Consider the following 17149-nt stretch of genomic DNA (forward strand, 5'->3'; position numbering starts at 1 on the left):
CCGGAGCTTTCTGCCTGCCCATGCTATGTGGCTTGGCAAAACGCATAACGCCAGCCAGAGGAGGGCATGTGACAGTCGATACCACACACAAAGACCACCTGGACTTTTGGGGCAATGGAAGCACAACGCATTTTCCGTTCCCGTGGATTCTTGATGATGAAGAAGACAGCCTTCACGTCTACTTTCTCCCTAATGATTCCGCAGCAGGACAAAAGCTCGTTCAGGGAATTGATTACAAAATCATGGGTTCTCCAGAAACAGGAGAGGGGGAAATCCTCTACCCCCTGGCGGAAGATGCACAAGCACTTGCGATGAATGAACGCCTGTATATTATCCCAGAACTCAGCATCAGCCAAAAAAACAGCTGGAGATATTCCGGGGTCACCGACCTCAGCCTCATCGAACAGGCAGATGACCGCCTCACACGTATATGCCAGCAGCTCCGGGGAGAAATCCAGCGTTGCGTCAGGATGGACCCCAGAGATGGACAGGACCCTTCAGAATTTATTGAAAAAATCAAAAGCGTCCCCCAAAAGGCAAACCTGGCAATAACTCAGATCAAGGAACTCCACGAGCAGGTTCAGTCGACAACCCAAAAGTCAGTCAGTCAAATTGAATCGCTGACATCTGCGACAGACGCCAAAGCAAAACAGGCTCGGAGCAAAATCGACGAAAGAACCACTCAGTCGCTAAGCCAGATTGAACAGCTTACCCAGGGGGCACAGGTAGAAGCACAGCTTATCCAGGCGCAGCTTGAGAAAAAAGCTCAAGATTCAGTCAAACAAATTGACGAATTAGCGAAGACGACAAAAGACACGGTCCAAAAAGCCCACACCCAACTTGATGCAAGCGCAGCACAGTCAATTCAGCAAATTGATCAACTCACACAAAGTGCTGAAGCTCAAGCCCAGTACGCACAGGCTGATATTGAAACACAAGCAGAGCAATCCATCACCCGCATCCAGCAGGAAGGACAAAAAAACATAAGCCAAATGGCAAACAGCATGGCCACGGTTCAGGAAACAGTGCGGAACTCAAAAAATGACATTCAAAAAACCGCGCAAGCGACTGAACAAAAATGTTCAGCAATACAGGACACAATCCAAAAGCTCACCCAAACGACCTCAAATGCTGAAAAAAAAGCCACTGATGCGACAAAAGAATCCGCTTCCGCCATTGAGCAGGCGCGCCAGGCCTTACACCTTGTGCATGGGGTAGAAACTGCAGGCCTTGGGCTGCTCTATGATGGGGTTCGAAAACTTCTGGACGCCCCACAAAGCTCAGCCAAAGAGCGGCAGTGGGCTATTGAATCCATTGACGCCCTGCCCCTCGCATCGCTTTCCACGGTCACCATTGCAGGCGCTCCCCGCGTTGAGCTTCTTCTGACTGGCGCGCTCTATGGCATAGATCCAGCCCTGAACTACGGTCAGGAAAACACGCTTCCACAAGACTGCTACGCGGTCCTGCGCATCAATGACACCGAGCTGTACGCCAGCTTTTTGGAACAAAAAAACGGCAAAGAAATACGCACCAGAATACTTCTCCACCCTGTCTACAGCTCTGCCGCACAAGTGACAGGCATCCAGGCCGGAGACACGGTAAACTGCGCCATCTGCACTAGACGCGCATCGCACGCCCTGCGCGGTCCCGTTCTTCGCGAACGCCAGTTCTTTACCAACAGCCTGCAAAAGCTGTGTGCCTGCCCCAGCCCTCTTAGCTCTCTTCCCGTGGCCCCGCACTGGACAACTCTTTCCGCAGGCGCTTCACAGGATGGGGCCTCGTCTGTCAAGTTTAGCTCGACAAAACCCGCTCATGCCCTGTTTACCGGGCTAGACCTTTCGCGCTCCTACCTTGTCGAAGCACAGGTTTCCCTGAGCGCAGGCTCCCTTGCCTTCACCGCAGAAAGCACCGACCCAGCCAACGCCTGTTCTGCATTTTGCAGCGCAACGCACGGGACCGGCGTCCTAAGCTGCATGCTTCCTGCCGGGCGGACACAAAGCAGCTGCGGCTTTGTCACTGGTACGCAAGGAGCAACAGGACGCTGCACAATCACCCGCATCACAGAAGTTCGACCTCACGACCTGTGCCCCAGTCTCAACAGTTTCTGCATTGGGACCTTTTCATTCTCCTCACACTGGTCGCAGGATGCCTCTGGAGCGCTGAGCTGCAAAAAATGCGGCTATGAATCCCTGAGAATCGCAAAGCCACTGCGCCCCCTCACACCGGGCAGGCGTTATCTTTTTGAGGCCGTTTTGACGGGCACAGACTGCCGGGCCGCCCTGACCCTGTCCACCCCTCGCCAGCTCACCAAGCTCTCGGCCAAGCCCACGCGTCTCTGCCTCTCCGTTATCTGGTCAGAAAAGACTCAGGTCACGCTCACCACGGTCAAGGGAAGTGCCCAGCTTCTCGAATACCACATCTGGGAGTTCCCAAGCAGCACAGATCCGATCTTGGGTCGTCTGGCCTGCGCCCCTGTCCTCTCTGGCAGCCTTGAGTCGAACAGTCTGGGAGCAGTTCAGGACACGCAGAATGCACGCCTTCATCCCTGCGTTTCTCTTGCCGATGATGCCACTTCGGCCGAGCCGCCCTGCGTCTCGGTGCAGGCTCCCGCAGGCGAGCAGAGCATTGCGCAGCGTGTCAGCAGCAGCGCGCTGTCGGGCAGTTCCATCCTTGCCTTCTCTTTTGATGCTGCACACGGGATTCTCCAGTGCAACCTCGCCGCCGCAGCAGCGTTTTGTGGCTTTTCATCGGCACAGGACGCTCTCGACTCCGGCGTTCTTGTTGTGGAATATTCCCGGCGAGCAAAAGGATTCTCTCCTGTTCACCCCGCGCAGTACCCAATGCTGTTGCCCGGCGCTTTTGTGCTCCTCATCCAGCCGCAGAAGCTCACACATGCCCTTCTTTCAGAGCTGTTTGATGTCGCCTTTCCGCAGCAGTCAGCCCGTTTTAGTTCAGGAGTACAGTATGTTCTCTCTGCCCACTTTTCCCCGGCATCGCTGGACTGGAGCGCCGAGCATGGCAGCTTTGGCGAAGTTACGTACACCCCTTCGGCACAGAGCAGTGATTTCACGCCTGTTCTCGCGCTGTGGCCCTATCTGAGTCTTTGCGACGGAGAGTATCTCATGGTCTGCATGTATGAGGAGTATTTCGACAGTAATCATGGCTCGCTGAATGTTTCGGATTCTTCCGGCACGGACTTTTGTCTGCACGGCGAGAAGCTCCGGCGGTCCGGCGCTTTTGCGCTGCCACTTGGCATTCAAGAACTGAAATGATAGCCCTTTTGGGCACACGACCACGCAGCTTCCCCTGTGGGACTATTCCCACAGGGGTCTTTTTTCCTTACCCTAAGGAGGTCTGTGCAGATGATAGATTTCGCTTCGTAGAGCACTGATGCACCAGCATGGAGGCAAACGACTCGTGCCCAAGACTCTGATTGTGGCAGAAAAACCCTCGGTAGCAAAAGAAATTGCAAAAGTATTGGACGTTCGCGGTACTCGTGGCGACGGTTTTATTGCCAATGGGCAATACGTTGTCACCTGGGCAGTTGGGCATCTCGTCAACATTGCCGAACCCGAAGAACAGAATGAAGACTGGGCCGGGCGCTGGAGCATGAACCAGCTCCCCATGATTCCCTCCCGCTTCAAGCTTGCTGTCCTGCCCAAAACCACCCGGCAGTTTGAAATCGTCAAGCGCTTCATGTCCGCAGACGATGTCGACACCGTTGTCAACGCCACTGACGCCGGGCGCGAGGGTGAACTCATCTTTCGCCGCATTTTTTTGATGGCGGGATGCACCAAGCCTATCAAGCGTCTCTGGGCCAACGACATGACCGAGCAGGGTCTCAAAAAAGCCCTCGCCAGCATGGAATCCGGGGAAGCCAAGCGCAATCTTGGTCTCGCCGCCTTTGCCCGCGCTGAGGCAGACTGGCTCATCGGCATGAACTATTCCCGTCTCTTCACGCTCAAGGACCACTCCCTTGTCACTGTCGGTCGCGTTCAGACCCCTGTCCTCAAGCTTATTGTCGACCGGCGGCAGGAAATCGAGCACTTTGTCCCCCGCAATTACTGGACTGTCGAAGCAACTCTTGCCCACGGTGAAGACAGTTTTTCCGCCCAGTGGTACTGCCCCCCTGAGCGCTCCGAGTCCCGCATAGACAAAGAAGAAGACGCCGCCGCCATTGTCGAGCGCTGCACAGACACGCAGGGCGCTGTCGAGAGCACCAAGTCTCGCAAAGGGCAGCAGAAGCCACCGCTTCTTTTTGACCTCACCACGCTTCAGCGTGAGGCCAACTCTCGTTACGGCCTTTCCGCAAAGGACACTCTCGCCATTGCGCAGGCCCTGTACGAGCAGAAAAAGCTCCTCACCTATCCGCGAACTGACTCGCGCTATCTGACAAAAGATGTCTTCAACGAATGCCTGTCGCACATGCGCGCGGTCTATCACGAATTTCCCGAAATTACGCCCCTTGCTGCCGAGCGCATCAAGGATGGCAAGCCCAAGAATTTCGCCTGTGTGAATGACAAAAAAGTCTCCGACCATCATGCAATCATTCCCACAGCCAAGCGGCCAGTTAAATCCGCTCTCAGTGAAAACGAATGGCGTATTTATGAGATGGTCAGCCGCCGTTTCGTCGCAGCCTTTTTGCCGCCCGTTCAGTATGCCTCCAGCACCATCTGGGTGCTCATTGACGAGCAGCCATTCAAGGCCACAGGCAAAGTCTTTAAGGACAAGGGATGGCTCGTGGCTGAGCCGTGGCGCACAGCAAAGGACAACCCGCTTCCGGCCCTGCGAAAAGGCTCAAAAGTTACTGCCGAATCACTCAAGGCCCCCAGTCATCAGACCAAGCCACCAGCGCATTTCACTGACGCCAGCCTTCTTGCCGCCATGGAAACCGCAGGCAAGCTTGTCGAAGATGACGAACTTCGCGAAGCCATGAAGGAACGCGGTCTCGGGACTCCCGCGACCCGTGCTCAGATTATTGAAACCCTTCTCGCCCGCTCTTACGTTGAAAAAGACAAAAAGAAACTCGTCGCGACAGACACAGGCCGCCACGTCATTGACGTCATTTCTCAGCATCTCCCCGATGTCACCTCTCCTGAGCTGACAGGCGACTGGGAAAAGAAACTCGGCGACATTGAACGCGGGGACTTTACCTATCCTGAATTCATGCACGAAATTCGCGATTCCGTGTATCGAAACGTCCGCGGAATCAAGAACTATCAGGCCTATGACAAAGACGGCTTCCCTACCGCCCCGCCTGCGAATCCCGTTGCCCCGGTCTCTGACTATCGCGCAGGTGCCCCGCGCCCCGCTCGTCAGCAGTATGACCGCGATGGCTTTCCCATAGTCTCTTCCGCGCAGCCCGCGGCCACCGTGCAGCAGGGTGCTGGTGTTGCTTTTTATGACGACAACGGTTTCCCCATTGAATCCGCATCTTCGACCACAAAGCCCACGCGCAAGGAAAAACCACTCCCCACCCGCGTCGAGCATGAAGGCGAAGTCGTCGGCGTCTGCCCTTCCTGTGGCAAAAACGTCCTCGTTCACGCCGATGCCTACATTTGCGAAGCCGACCCCTCTTGCCCCTTTCGCATCCCACGCGATGCCTTCGGCGGTGAAATCACAATGAATCAGGCCGCTGACCTCCTCTCCAAAGGCAGAACTTTCAAGCGCGGGCGCTTCGTCTCAAAGAAAGGAAAGCGCTTCAACGCTCACCTCGAACTCGACGGCTCCCGCGTCGCTTTACGATTTAAAGATTAAGCGGGGGAGGTTACGAGACTCCGTCTCGTGCTCTGCAAGGGGCGCCGCCCCTTGACCCCGCCCAAGGACGAGGCCCTTGGGAATCCCGCTTTCGCCCAAAATTTAAGGGCCGGATGTGTGAAAGCCGTTGGCTTTCCCTTACATCCGGCCCTTAAATTTTGGCCTAGTGGGCGTTTCCCTAACGCGTGTTCTTCTGCCTTTTCCAGACCGCACTTATTCCTTTTGAACGCCGAAAGGCGTTCAAAAGGAATGGTGGCAACTCACGGGAAAGAGAAAGAGGCTCTCGACGCTATCCCCATTAAGTTTAAAAGCCGTGCAAGCGAAGCTTGCACGGCTTTTAAACTTAATGGGGATACGTAAGGGAATCATTCCCTTACGCGGGGGTTTGGGGGCTGGCCCCCAATCTTCTTCCCACCCGCCCATCCAGCCCTATCGGGCTGGGGCTGGTCCCCAACTTCTTCCCATTTACTTAGGAATAGCGGAGATAGCGTTCTTGTAGGCGCCGAAGACGTCTTCACGATTAAGGAGGCCGAGAATGGTATTTGGTTCCTTGGGGTGAACGACGGGGATCTGCCCATAGTTGGTGTCGACGAATTTCATTAAGGCAGTGTAGAGGTCGTCAGTCGGGACGAGAGTGACGGGCTTTCCGGCAAGCTCGCGCACGACGATGAGGTCGAAAAGACAGGTTTCGTAGAGCACCTGCCGCACGTCTTTCATGCCCAAAATTCCGGTAATTTCGCCTTCATGGTTCTTGATGGGGAAATAGAGTTCGTTGGTTCCGACGATGATGTCAGTCAACGCCTTGAGGGTCGTTCCTTCCTCAAGGGTAGTAACACGCCCGGGGCGGTAGAAATCTTTTACGGAAAGGTTTTCAAGAACGTTGATCGTCATGTCCTCAATGTGGGCAGGCGATTCAAATTTATTCTCGACCTGATTCTCGTAAAGAGAGGTTTTTTTGCCGAGCACGATGCACACAACGCTGGCGAGCATCAATGGGGCGAGCAGCCCGTAGCCCTGCGTCAGCTCACAGACCATAATCATGGGGCCAATGGGGGCGTTGGCAACGCCAGCAAAAAAGGCAGCCATACCGACGAGCACATAGCCACCGGGCTGCGTGACAGTCGCGGGAAAATACTTGTGGGCAATAGCACCGACGAGACCGCCGCTCATGCCACCGACAAACAGGGCGGGGGCAAACATGCCGCCACTCATACCGGAGCCAATGGTCACCGCAGTGGCAAGAGTCTTGCCGATGAGGATGGCAAACATGATGGAGATAGCAAGCTCACCCTTGATAGCGAGTTCAAGCCAGCCGTAGCCACCGGTCAAAAGCTGCGGAAAGGCCATGCCGAGCAGGCCCATGCATAAGCCACCAAGGCCGAGCGTCCAGATGAGGCCAACCTTGAGATTAATTTTCTCAAAGACGTTGAATTTTATGAACTCAAATGTACGGATGTAAAACCAGCCGACAAAGGAGCAAAAAAACGCGAGCAGGACATAAAAGGGAAGCTCAAGGGCATTGGTAAACTGAAAAGTAGGAATGCCGAAAATCGGTGTTGTCCCGAAAAAGAGGGAGAACAGAGAATAGGCAATGACCGAAGAAATAACCGCAGGCAAAACCGCTTCGGACTCAAAGTCTTCTTTGTAGATAACTTCGATAGCGGTCAGTGCGCCACCAAGGGGGGCGCGAAAAATAGCGCCAAGACCGCCAGCAGCACCTGCGAGCAGGAGAATCCGACGTTCCTTGGTGGTGAGGTGAAACCGGTCAGAAATGAAGGAACCAATAGTTGCGCCCATCTGAGAAATTGGTCCTTCGCGCCCTGCACTGCCGCCGGTTGCAATCGTCAGGATTGCAGTCAGGCCCTTAATGAGACCGACTTTGAATGGAATTTTCCCTTCACCGTGATGAAAGGCCCGAATCATGGAGTCAGTCCCGTCGGTGCCATTCCCGACGGAGCCGGGAATATAGCGAGCGACGAGCCATCCCGTGAGCAAACCCACGGCAGTGGTCATGATAGGGATGAGCCACGGGCGATAGGCACCCGCAACACCGTGAAAGATTTCTTCGCCAGCGGGGGCGGGGAGGGTCAGACCTGCAAACTTGTGAATAAACACAAACTTGAGAAACTCGACGCCAGTAAAAAAGAAGACGGCGGCGAGGCCGGAAAAGACTCCGACGGCAAGGGAGATTCCAATCCAGCGAAGGGTAATTCCGCTAAACATGGAATAGAGTGTTTTCAGGGCGCGTGATGGCATGATTTACAGCTGTGCTTCTGAGCTGGACAGGATCTTTCGGCTCAGGGCAATATCCTTGTCGATTTGCTCTGTCAGTTCCTGCGGTCCGTTAAATTTTTTCTCTGATCGAAGTCGCTGGACAAAGCGAACCGTCAGATCGTCGCCATAAATATCTCCGTCAAAGTCCAGAATGTGAACCTCGACTGAAATGGCGTCATTGCCGAATGTCGGGTTGTATCCAATGTTCGCAACACCGGGACGGGTCACGTCATTGAGAGTTGTCCATACGGCATAGACTCCCAGACCGGGACACAGCTCGTCGACCAGACGCAAGTTTGCCGTGGGGAAGCCAAGAAGGCGACCGCCACGGTTCGCGCCATGCTCAATTTCGCCGCGCACCGTATAAAAGCGTCCAAGCAGGGGACGAGCGTCCCATACTTGGCCCTTATTCACAAGGTCACGAATTCTCGTGGAGCTGACGACCGCACTGTCATACATGTATGGGCCAACGCGTTCGACGCCAAAACTGTATTTCTGTCCGAGGGCACACAGCATTTCATAATTACCTGCGCGGCCTTTGCCAAAGGCGTAGTCATATCCAATGACAAGTTCCTTGGCTTTAAGGTCACGAACCAGAAAATCGCGTACAAATTCCTCTGGACTCTGAGCGGCAAGCTCCTTGGTAAACGGCAACACCGCACAATAATCAACATTCATGGCCTGAAGAAGCTGGAGCTTTTGCTCCAGAACGGTGATAAACGGCGGAGTTTTCTTCCCGGTCAAAACCCGGAGCGGGTGCGGTTCAAATGTGAGGACCACAGAAGCCAGTCCCTTGGACAGGGCTTTCTCTCTGGTGCGCTCAATCAGAAGCTGATGTCCTTTGTGGACGCCGTCAAAATTGCCAATTGTTACGCAAGATGCGCTAAAATTTTCTGGAATCTCGTCTATGTGTCTTATGACTCTCATGTGGTGAAGCCTTTTTATACGGGGGCTAAAAGCAGAAAGAAGTGCTATCGCAAAAAGGTATCTCATTCAAGCGCTGGTGAGCAACCATTCAAAAGAGAAGCTGCTACGCGTTGAAGATTAATTAAAAAAAAGATAAAAAAAGACTTGCCAAAGCGAAAGGATGGGGGCTATAGGATTCCTCCATCGAGTGCCGAAGTGGTGGAATTGGTAGACACGCTAGGTTCAGGGTCTAGTGAGCGTTTGCTCGTGGGAGTTCGACTCTCCCCTTCGGCACCACTCGAAAATATAAGCTTCTGACGCAGTCAGAAGCTTTTTTTTTGGCCTGCCGCCGCATCTTTTTCGCCTCCACACAGAAAAACATATATCTTCTGTCCCTTTCTCTATAATCCCAGTCTTGGGGCTATGAGCAACGCGTATGCCCGTCCCAAAAGGATTTTTCCTCTCTTTCAATACGTTTCATAAAGCATATGAAAATACAATGATTCATTGCGTCAAAGAAAGAAAAAACTTTTTGCGCAGAGAAAGAGAAAAAAGAAGAGAAAAAATCACCTGCCTCTCTCCATTAAAAAAGATTTATGAAGCAGATCAGAGTTTAGTAAACTCATAAAGTTCTGCCTGAGCCTTCATCAAGAAAACTCTCCCGCATTGATTTTTCGCTTTTTTATTGTAAGAGCTGCATCATTATCATTTTCATGATGAAGCCTTTAGAGATGAATGGAGAGAAAACACATGATGAAGAAAAGCGCCCTGCTTCTTTTTGTCGCATTGCTTACGCTGCCATCGCTTGGTTTTGCTGCAGAGCAAGCCACCGCAAAGAGCGATACCAGCTTTGAGCTTGGCGAGGTGCTTGTCTCTGGTGAAAAGCTGTCTGTTGTTGAACAGGCAGGCACTGTTGACGTCATCACCGCAGAAGAGATCAAAAATTCTGGAGCACGTAACGTCGCAGAGGCTCTGGACCTTGTTCCGGGTGTCACCGTCCGCACCGGAGCCGAGGGAACTCCGCGCATCGACATCCGCGGCCTGCGTACCCGCAATGTCATCCTGCTTCTTGATGGTGTTCCGATGAACTCCACCTACGACAACCAGTGGACACCGGACGCCATCCCAGCCGATTACATTTCTGAAATCAAAATCACCCGTGGTGCAAGCTCTGTTCTGTATGGAGCAGGCGGCAATGCTGGTGTCATTAACATCATCACCAAGAAAGGTCAGGAAGGTCTTCACGGCCTGATCGGCGGCGAACTGGGCAGTGGTGAATACTACCGCGCCAAGGGAAGCCTGAATGGTGGCACAGACAAGCTTCGTTTCAACAGCTATTATGTCTTTGAAACCCGCGATCACTTCCCCCTGTCTGGCAGCTTCAACGAAACTGCGCTTCAGGACAGTGGCGAACGCGTGAATAGCGATGATGAAAAGAACAATATCTACGCAAACCTTCTTTACGACGCCACAGACAGCACCAAGCTGGGCCTGACCGTATCGTACTGGGACCGCAGCTACGGTATTCCCCCGGCGACGACCAAAAACGACGGTTACATCAAAAAGCCCAAGTACGACCGCTACGACAACATTTCTGGAAACCTTGTCCAGCTCCTCGTGCAGCACGAGTTCTCTGATGCCCTGAGCATGAAGGCTTCTGCCTTTATGAACAATCAGGAAGAGGACCGCAGCCGCTACGACGACGACAGCTACTCCACCCAGAAAAAGAATGGCGCCTACAACCAGACATCCTACACGGAAATCTTCGGTGGCAACCTGATTGGCACCTATGACGCCAAAGAATACGGCACCATCAATCTCTCGCTTTCCGCAAAGCAGAGCCACTGGAAGCTGGATTCCGAAGTCTATAAAGAATCCACAAGCGGTTCTGGTTCTGGCTCCGGCGGCGGCCATGGTGGTGGACACGGCGGAGGCTCTGGAAGCTCCAGCACAGCAGCCAGCAGTGGCAAATTTGTTGGTCACGACGAGAGCAAAAACCTCGACGAGTACAACATCGCCACAGAATACGAAGTTCGCCCCACAGAAAAGCTTGGTCTGGTTGCTGGCATTGGCTGGCACGCACTGAAAAAAATCACCTACGGCGACGACGAGTCTGACTACAGCTACCTGCTCGGTGCAAACTATGATCTCACCGACGCAACAAGCCTGCACGTCAACCATGCCCGCAAGGTGCGCTTCCCCTCTGTCAAAGAGCTGTACGACACTGACTCTGGCAATGCTGACCTTCATGCCGAAGTGACCCGTCACTACGAAGCAGGCGTCCGCCACAATTTCCGCTCCGTTGATACCGAGCTGGATGTGACAGGCTTCTACATCGAGGCAGATGACTTCATCGAAAAAGACGTCAACAAGGTCTCCCAGAACTTTGAGGAATACAGCTTCCGAGGATTCGAAACATCTGTGGTCAACCGTTCCATTACGAACCTGACCCTGAAAGCATCCTACACCTACCTTGATGCCCGCAACGAATCTGACAGCGCCGAAATCGTTGAGCTGCAGTACCGTCCCCGCAACAAGGCTGGCGTCGAAGCTACATACACAGCCCCCTGTGGTGCCAAGCTCTATGCGTCCTGGCTCTACGTGGATGGCCAGTATCACTACAGCTCCGACGGCAAGGACAAGTCCCTGCTCAAGACCTACAACCTCGTGGACCTCAAGGTCAGCAAAGCCTTCTTTGATGACAGCCTCGAAGTCTACGCAGGTGCCCGCAACCTCTTTGACGAGGACTACGAAGAAAGCTACTCCATCCCGCAGGCTGGACGCACCTTCTACCTCGGCACCGAATACAGGTTCTAAATATCATGCACACACTCTGCACCCTCACGGATTTCAGCTACACGCATAAACTGAATGGCCTGACAGCGCCCTCTGGGCTTTCGCTGTCGCTTGGGTGCGGAGAATGTCTGCTCATTACGGGAGAATCCGGTTCCGGCAAAAGCACGCTTCTGACCTGCCTTGCCGGGCTGGATTCTCCTGACAATTTTTCTGGCCAGTGCACCCTCTCCTGCCCAAGCAGCTGGAGCGGTGCCCCTGCTGGCCTCGTGCTTCAAAATCCGGAAACACAAATTCTGTGCGCCACCAGCATCGAAGAAGCCCGCTTTGGTGCAGAAAATATTTTTGGAGAAAGCCCGGAAGCGCAGCAGCGAGCAGAACACAGCCTCCTGCACACCGGTCTCTCCCCTCTTCCGGCAGAGCACACCGAAGCCCTGTCTATGGGACAAAAATATCGTCTCGTTCTTGCCTCAGTCCTCGCCATGCACCCAGCGCTTCTGCTCCTTGACGAGCCGTTCTCACAGCTCGACCGCAACGGTCAGGACGACCTGCTCCGCATTCTTGCGCAGCTCAAAAGTGAAGGCTGCGGCATTATTGTCTGTGAGCACCACCTAAATTTCCCCACAGCCATTTTCGACAGGCAGCTCAGCCTCACCCCAAAGCCCACAGCCAAGGCTCAGCCTGTTCCATTTTCCCGCGCCTCACGCCAGCCACAGGCAAGCGACACGCCCATACTCCAGCTCAAAGACATCCACCTGACGCCAGAGCGCTCCCGACCACTGTTCACGGGCCTGTCCCTCACCCTCAACCCCGGCGATTGGCTCCGCATTTCCGGCAAGAATGGTGCGGGCAAATCAACCCTGCTTTCAGTTATTACAGGGCAGAACACTCCCGACTCAGGAGAGCTGGAACTCTGTGGAATCCCAGCTCCTGCTCCGTGGCAGCTTCCGGGCAAGGCCACCTGCATGATGCAGAACCCGGACCGGCAGCTTTTTGAAGCCACAGTCCGCGATGAAATTCTCTTTTCTGCGCGAGCAGCCAAGCCCAAGCGCACTCAAGCCGAGCACAGGCAGGCAGTGGACAGACTCATGGGCAAACTTGGCATCACAGAGCTTGCAGAGCGCTCCCCCCTGACGCTCAGCTATGGGCAAAAGCGTCTCGTCACCCTCGCCTGTGCCCTCATTGTCTCGCCCTCACTTCTTGTTTTGGACGAGCCAGCAACAGGACTTGATCCCGCGCGCTGGGAACAGGCATTTTACTGTGTCTGCGAAGAACTTTCCCCCGAAGCAGCTCTGCTCATTTTGACCCACGACCAGGACTCACTCCCCTTCTGGACTGGCCAAAGCCTCACCCTCAGCAAAGGACAGCTTCATGAACATGTCTAAGCTTGCAACGTTCCTGCGCTGTGCAGGAGGGCACCCCGGCCGCTTTACCGGAGCCAAAGGTCCATGCGCCAAGCTCCCCACGGGCTTCAAGGCTCTGCTCATCATGAGCATTTCTTTCACCGCCTTTTTCACCCGCACGCCGCTTTCCGCTGGAGCCCTGCTCCTTGGCCTTCTTGCGCTCTACATTGGCGCAGGCCTGCGCCCTCGCGAAATATGGCAGGACTTCCGAATCTTCTTTTTTCAGTATCCGCTTATTTTGCTCCTCTACGCGTTTCGTTTTGGCCTCACTTCGCAAACAGCAACCGAAAGCCTTGTCGTCGGTCTTCAGATCACGCTCGTCATGCTTCCCGCCTTTTGGTTTCAGCGCACCACCCCGCCAGAAGCCATGATGAAAGTGCTCGGCCGATTTCTTCCCGGACGCCTGTCCTTTGTCGTCTTCACCTCCCTGCGCTTTTTTCCGGTACTCCTGCGCGAAGCAAAGGCCATATACACAGTGCAGTGTATGCGCGGCGCAAAGATATCCCCCAAGCAGCTCATGAATCCCCTTCACTGGCCGGAGTTTGCCAGGGCCTGCGGTATTCCGCTCGTGGTTCGCGCCCTGTCCATTGCAGAGGAAGCGGCTCTTGCCGCCCGCGCCCGGTATGCAGAAAAACGCCATTAAAAAAGCCGCGATTTTCACCGCGGCGTGTTTCTCTTCTTTCAACTCATTTCAGAGCATCTTACTCTTCGTCGTAATCAATATTTTTTGCTTTCTTGGACTTTCCGCCAAGGGATTCCCACAAGCCCTCGCCCCTGAGTTCCATTGGCAGCATTGGACGGCCAGACCACAGTCTGGGGCGAAGCCAGTCTTTTGTCTCAACAAAGTCCTCAGGCATTGGAACTGTTGCGTTCCGATCAATGGAAAGAGGGATAATCCCTGCATCCTGCAATTCCTTCACCTGAACGCGTGAAGGAAAATCACGCAGCTTGCGGCTTCCCAGTTCGATAAACCGGCCGCACCAGCCGCCAGCCGTCAGCCCAATAGCTGCCGCAGCACCAATAATGCCGTCATTTGTTCCGCCGTGACCCGACAGGTGAACACCTTTGGCAATACGCATTGCCTCATCCTGCGTCTTCAGCCTTGCCGTACACTCTTGACCAAAGACTATCTGTTCCTGACTGACTGCACCTTCAGCGGCAACGCACAGCCCCGGATCGCTTCCTTCACAATAGTATTCAGCAAGATGCTGCACGCCCAGTTCAACAAATTTCTCTGTATAGCTCGCTTCCGGAGCCTCAATAATCACGCACGCAGAGCTATTGTGTGAGGTGTATGGGACTTCATCTGCAACAAGGAGCTGGTAACGCACCACGCCCCACAGCGAGCAGTCTGCGGGAACCTTCTTTGCAAAATACCGGGCAAGTTTGCCCGTCCCAATTGGAGAGCCAAGTACATCCGTGTCATCGAATCCAACAAATATTTTCATCATGTCCTCCAGTGCTTACGACTTGCACATATGCCTATACTGACATAAAAATGTGCCTGCAACAGGAGATCCTCCTTTTTCTATGCCTCTTCACCAAGGATGCACCGTGGAACAGAATCAAAAATGGTGGCTCGATTTTACACTCAAGGAAGCGCTCTTTATCGGGCTTTGTGCAATGCTCATTGTGCTCACCAAAACCGTGCTTCGCCTGAATCTCAAAATATCCGGGCACGCCATGTTTTTCACCATGTTCTTCCTGCTCCTCGCCAAAGGCTGCGTCGGCCGCAAGTGGACAGCAAGCACTGTAAGCCTGCTCGCCGCGCTTTGCCTCATGCTCTTCGCCCCCGGAAAAGCAGGCCCCATCGGACTCGTCCGCTTCATGCTCCCCGGTATTTTTTGCGATCTTTCTGTTCGATTCTGCCCTTTTCTGCTGGACGGAGCCATAAGCTTTGCCATATTGGCAGGGGGAGCAGCCTTCGCCAGACTCCCAGGGTCCTTCCTCGTTGACTGGTTCGTCGGTATGCCACCAGATATCGCCCTCTCACACGCCTTTATTAAGTGCATCATGGGCGCTGCCTTCGGACTGATCGGCGGTGTCGCCGCCTGGCCCGTACTCAAAAGACTCCGCACCGCCGGACTCGCGCCGCAGTCTCTGCGCGCACAGACCTCTTGAAATTTCAACGCGTTCTCCCCATATAAAATGGGGCCACCGTTTCTATATTTGGCTTTCGGATGTCCGGAAGCCTTTTGTGTGAGTTCAGAGAAGAGAAAAACCTCCCCTTTGCATGGTGCAAAGAGGAGGTTTTTCGTTTTATATCTGCAAGGGCTTTTTTGGGGGGTGGGGTACGAGACTCTGTCTCGTGCTCTGCAAGGGGCGCAGTTTTATTGGGGCGCTGCCCCAAACCCTGCAAGGGGCGCCGCCCCTTGACCCCGCCCAAGGACGAGGCCCTTGGGAATCCCGCTATCGCCCAAAATAAAAGGGCCGGATGTGTGAAAGCCGTTGGCTTTCCCTTACATCCGGCCCTTTAATTTTGGCCTAGTGGGCGTTTCCCGAACGCGTGTTCTTTTGCCTTTTCCAGGCCGCACTTATTTTCTTTTTGAACGCAAGCGTTCAGAAAGAAAATGGTGGCAAGAAAGAAGCCGCTTTAGGCAGCCCCAACAAGTTTAAAAGCCGAGCAAGCGAAGCTTGCACGGCTTTTAAACTCGATGAGGATACGTAAGGGAATCATTCCCTTACGCGGGGGTTTGGGGGCTGGCCCCCAACTTTTTCTCCTCTATGTCACCATTTGCCCACGCGCCGAGACAAATACCTAACAGAAGGAAACCAGTTGCGAGCCACCAGGTACGATAAAAGTTGTGCCCGGTAAGCCCGGTAATGAGATAGCTGACATACCCAGCCCAAAAAAAGGCTGCATACTGCCAATAGAGCCGCTTGGAAACGTGGGAGTTCCAAAGACCGCGCCGAATGCGCCGCCACGAGAAAAAACATAATCCGAGCAAAGAGCCACCCATCACGACGCCACCGACGATGCCACCATCGATCAAAAACTGAAGATACATGTTGTGGGGATGCGGAATATCCTGCTTGTGTCGCTTAAGCTGAATACCTTCGGCCTTCCGGGCCTGCCGATACGTAGACGCTCCATAGCCAAAAACAGGCGCACGAGTAACGAGTTCCCAACCAGCACTCCACAGCTCAACGCGACCATCCTGGGTTATTTTCTCAAAACTTGCGCGCTGGGGACCTGCAAGCAAAATACAGAAAATTGAAATCGCGACTAAAAGACACTTCTTCCATGAAAACCGTCCCAAAAGGAAAAACCAAAGAGCGACGAGAGCACCCACGTAGCCCAGCCAGCCACTGCGAGTGTAAGAAAAGAGCCATAAAAAAAGTGCGGGAGACAGAAAAAGAAGACAAAGGATTCCACGGAAAAAAAGCGGCTTTTGGGGTTTCTTGAGCCAAAGCCATATAGCACTAGCAGGAACAAGCATAATGCCCATGTAGTTCCCCACACGATACGTACTCATGGAGCCAGTCAACCGTTGCCCAAGGCTCGGATCGTGGCGCACGAGATCATAGCCAGTCACATATTGCCATACACCATCAAGCCCCTGAGCAAATACGGCTATAAAGGCCGCTATGGCTAAGCGCCTCAAATCACGAAGGGCGCGTATGGCCTCGAGTCCCGCAAAAGGCATCACAAAACCCTGCCACAAATTGGGCTTCATGTAATGCCAGCTCGTACCGGGCCAGGCAGAGAGCGCGACATTGAGGCCAATGTAAATGTAGAGGAAAACGAGTATCCATGCAGGCCGAAACTGTGCCAGCCTCGACCGGCGAAAATCAGTGACATACAGGGCGAGCAATAAAACAAGACTCAGTCCCCCACCAATCTCCTGGAAGGAATGCCCAAAAGAAAAAAGGGTAATGTGTACGCAAAGCACCCAAAAAAGCGCCGCACGCAAGTCCTGCACTCTTTGAGAACGTTCTTTCTTTCGCCATTGAATAATCCGCTGAAACATACTCCTCCTCACACACAGCCAGATGTTCAACAGTTCATAATCATT

Annotated in this window: 10 protein-coding genes and 1 tRNA gene; 7 read left to right on the top strand and 4 right to left on the bottom strand. The window is 53.8% G+C overall.

Annotated elements, in window-relative coordinates:
- Positions 1-68: 68 nt before the first annotated feature.
- Both B5D23_RS10325 and B5D23_RS10330 read left to right on the top strand, forming a co-directional pair.
- Entirely contained in the window at positions 69-3272 is a 3204-nt protein-coding gene (locus tag B5D23_RS10325; RefSeq protein ID WP_078685363.1) for a hypothetical protein, read from the top strand.
- A gap of 118 nt (positions 3273-3390) precedes the next feature.
- The gene (locus tag B5D23_RS10330) at positions 3391-5757 is read left to right on the top strand and encodes a type IA DNA topoisomerase (protein ID WP_234985087.1); all 2367 of its coding nucleotides are present in this window, start codon (positions 3391-3393) and stop codon (positions 5755-5757) included.
- 465 nt (positions 5758-6222) lie between these two features.
- On the opposite strand, the gene B5D23_RS10340 is transcribed toward B5D23_RS10330, so the two are convergent.
- The gene (locus tag B5D23_RS10340) at positions 6223-8013 is read right to left on the bottom strand and encodes a chloride channel protein (protein WP_078685365.1); all 1791 of its coding nucleotides are present in this window, start codon (positions 8011-8013) and stop codon (positions 6223-6225) included.
- A 3-nt stretch (positions 8014-8016) separates the two neighbouring features.
- Complete coding sequence (locus B5D23_RS10345) at positions 8017-8958, bottom strand: bifunctional riboflavin kinase/FAD synthetase (RefSeq protein WP_078685366.1); 942 nt, start codon at positions 8956-8958, stop codon at positions 8017-8019.
- 189 nt (positions 8959-9147) lie between these two features.
- On the opposite strand from B5D23_RS10345, the gene B5D23_RS10350 reads away from it, so the two are divergent.
- From B5D23_RS10350 to B5D23_RS10365, 4 genes are all read left to right on the top strand, one after another.
- Positions 9148-9234, top strand: a tRNA-Leu gene (locus B5D23_RS10350).
- A 453-nt stretch (positions 9235-9687) separates the two neighbouring features.
- Positions 9688-11754: a TonB-dependent receptor plug domain-containing protein gene (locus tag B5D23_RS10355; protein WP_159445978.1), complete on the top strand. Its 2067-nt coding sequence runs from the start codon at positions 9688-9690 to the stop codon at positions 11752-11754.
- A gap of 5 nt (positions 11755-11759) precedes the next feature.
- The gene (locus B5D23_RS10360; protein ID WP_078685368.1) at positions 11760-13115 is read left to right on the top strand and encodes an ABC transporter ATP-binding protein; all 1356 of its coding nucleotides are present in this window, start codon (positions 11760-11762) and stop codon (positions 13113-13115) included.
- On the top strand, positions 13102-13776 hold the full coding sequence (locus tag B5D23_RS10365) for an energy-coupling factor transporter transmembrane component T family protein (RefSeq protein WP_078685369.1): 675 nt from the start codon (positions 13102-13104) through the stop codon (positions 13774-13776). The genes B5D23_RS10360 and B5D23_RS10365 overlap by 14 nt, the downstream gene beginning before the upstream one ends.
- A 58-nt stretch (positions 13777-13834) precedes the next feature.
- On the opposite strand, the gene B5D23_RS10370 is transcribed toward B5D23_RS10365, so the two are convergent.
- On the bottom strand, positions 13835-14584 hold the full coding sequence (locus tag B5D23_RS10370; protein ID WP_200803653.1) for a hypothetical protein: 750 nt from the start codon (positions 14582-14584) through the stop codon (positions 13835-13837).
- A gap of 103 nt (positions 14585-14687) precedes the next feature.
- Between B5D23_RS10370 and B5D23_RS10375 the strand changes: the two genes are divergently transcribed.
- Complete coding sequence (locus tag B5D23_RS10375) at positions 14688-15254, top strand: hypothetical protein (RefSeq protein WP_078685371.1); 567 nt, start codon at positions 14688-14690, stop codon at positions 15252-15254.
- A gap of 560 nt (positions 15255-15814) precedes the next feature.
- Here B5D23_RS10375 and B5D23_RS10380 read toward each other — a convergent pair.
- Entirely contained in the window at positions 15815-17104 is a 1290-nt protein-coding gene (locus B5D23_RS10380) for an O-antigen ligase family protein (RefSeq protein WP_078685372.1), read from the bottom strand.
- Positions 17105-17149 lie beyond the last annotated feature (45 nt).

It is taken from the genome of Desulfobaculum bizertense DSM 18034 (assembly GCF_900167065.1).
GTDB lineage: Bacteria > Desulfobacterota > Desulfovibrionia > Desulfovibrionales > Desulfovibrionaceae > Desulfobaculum > Desulfobaculum bizertense.

What these genes read in the sequence shown, in the direction of transcription:
- B5D23_RS10330 (WP_234985087.1), top strand. Translation starts at nt 3,391, where the DNA reads ATGCACCAGCATGGAGGCAAACGACTCGTGCCCAAGACTCTGATTGTG.
- B5D23_RS10340 (WP_078685365.1), bottom strand. Translation starts at nt 8,013, where the DNA reads ATGCCATCACGCGCCCTGAAAACACTCTATTCCATGTTTAGCGGAATT.
- B5D23_RS10345 (WP_078685366.1), bottom strand. Translation starts at nt 8,958, where the DNA reads ATGAGAGTCATAAGACACATAGACGAGATTCCAGAAAATTTTAGCGCA.
- B5D23_RS10355 (WP_159445978.1), top strand. Translation starts at nt 9,688, where the DNA reads ATGATGAAGAAAAGCGCCCTGCTTCTTTTTGTCGCATTGCTTACGCTG.
- B5D23_RS10360 (WP_078685368.1), top strand. Translation starts at nt 11,760, where the DNA reads ATGCACACACTCTGCACCCTCACGGATTTCAGCTACACGCATAAACTG.
- B5D23_RS10365 (WP_078685369.1), top strand. Translation starts at nt 13,102, where the DNA reads ATGAACATGTCTAAGCTTGCAACGTTCCTGCGCTGTGCAGGAGGGCAC.
- B5D23_RS10370 (WP_200803653.1), bottom strand. Translation starts at nt 14,584, where the DNA reads ATGATGAAAATATTTGTTGGATTCGATGACACGGATGTACTTGGCTCT.
- B5D23_RS10380 (WP_078685372.1), bottom strand. Translation starts at nt 17,104, where the DNA reads ATGTTTCAGCGGATTATTCAATGGCGAAAGAAAGAACGTTCTCAAAGA.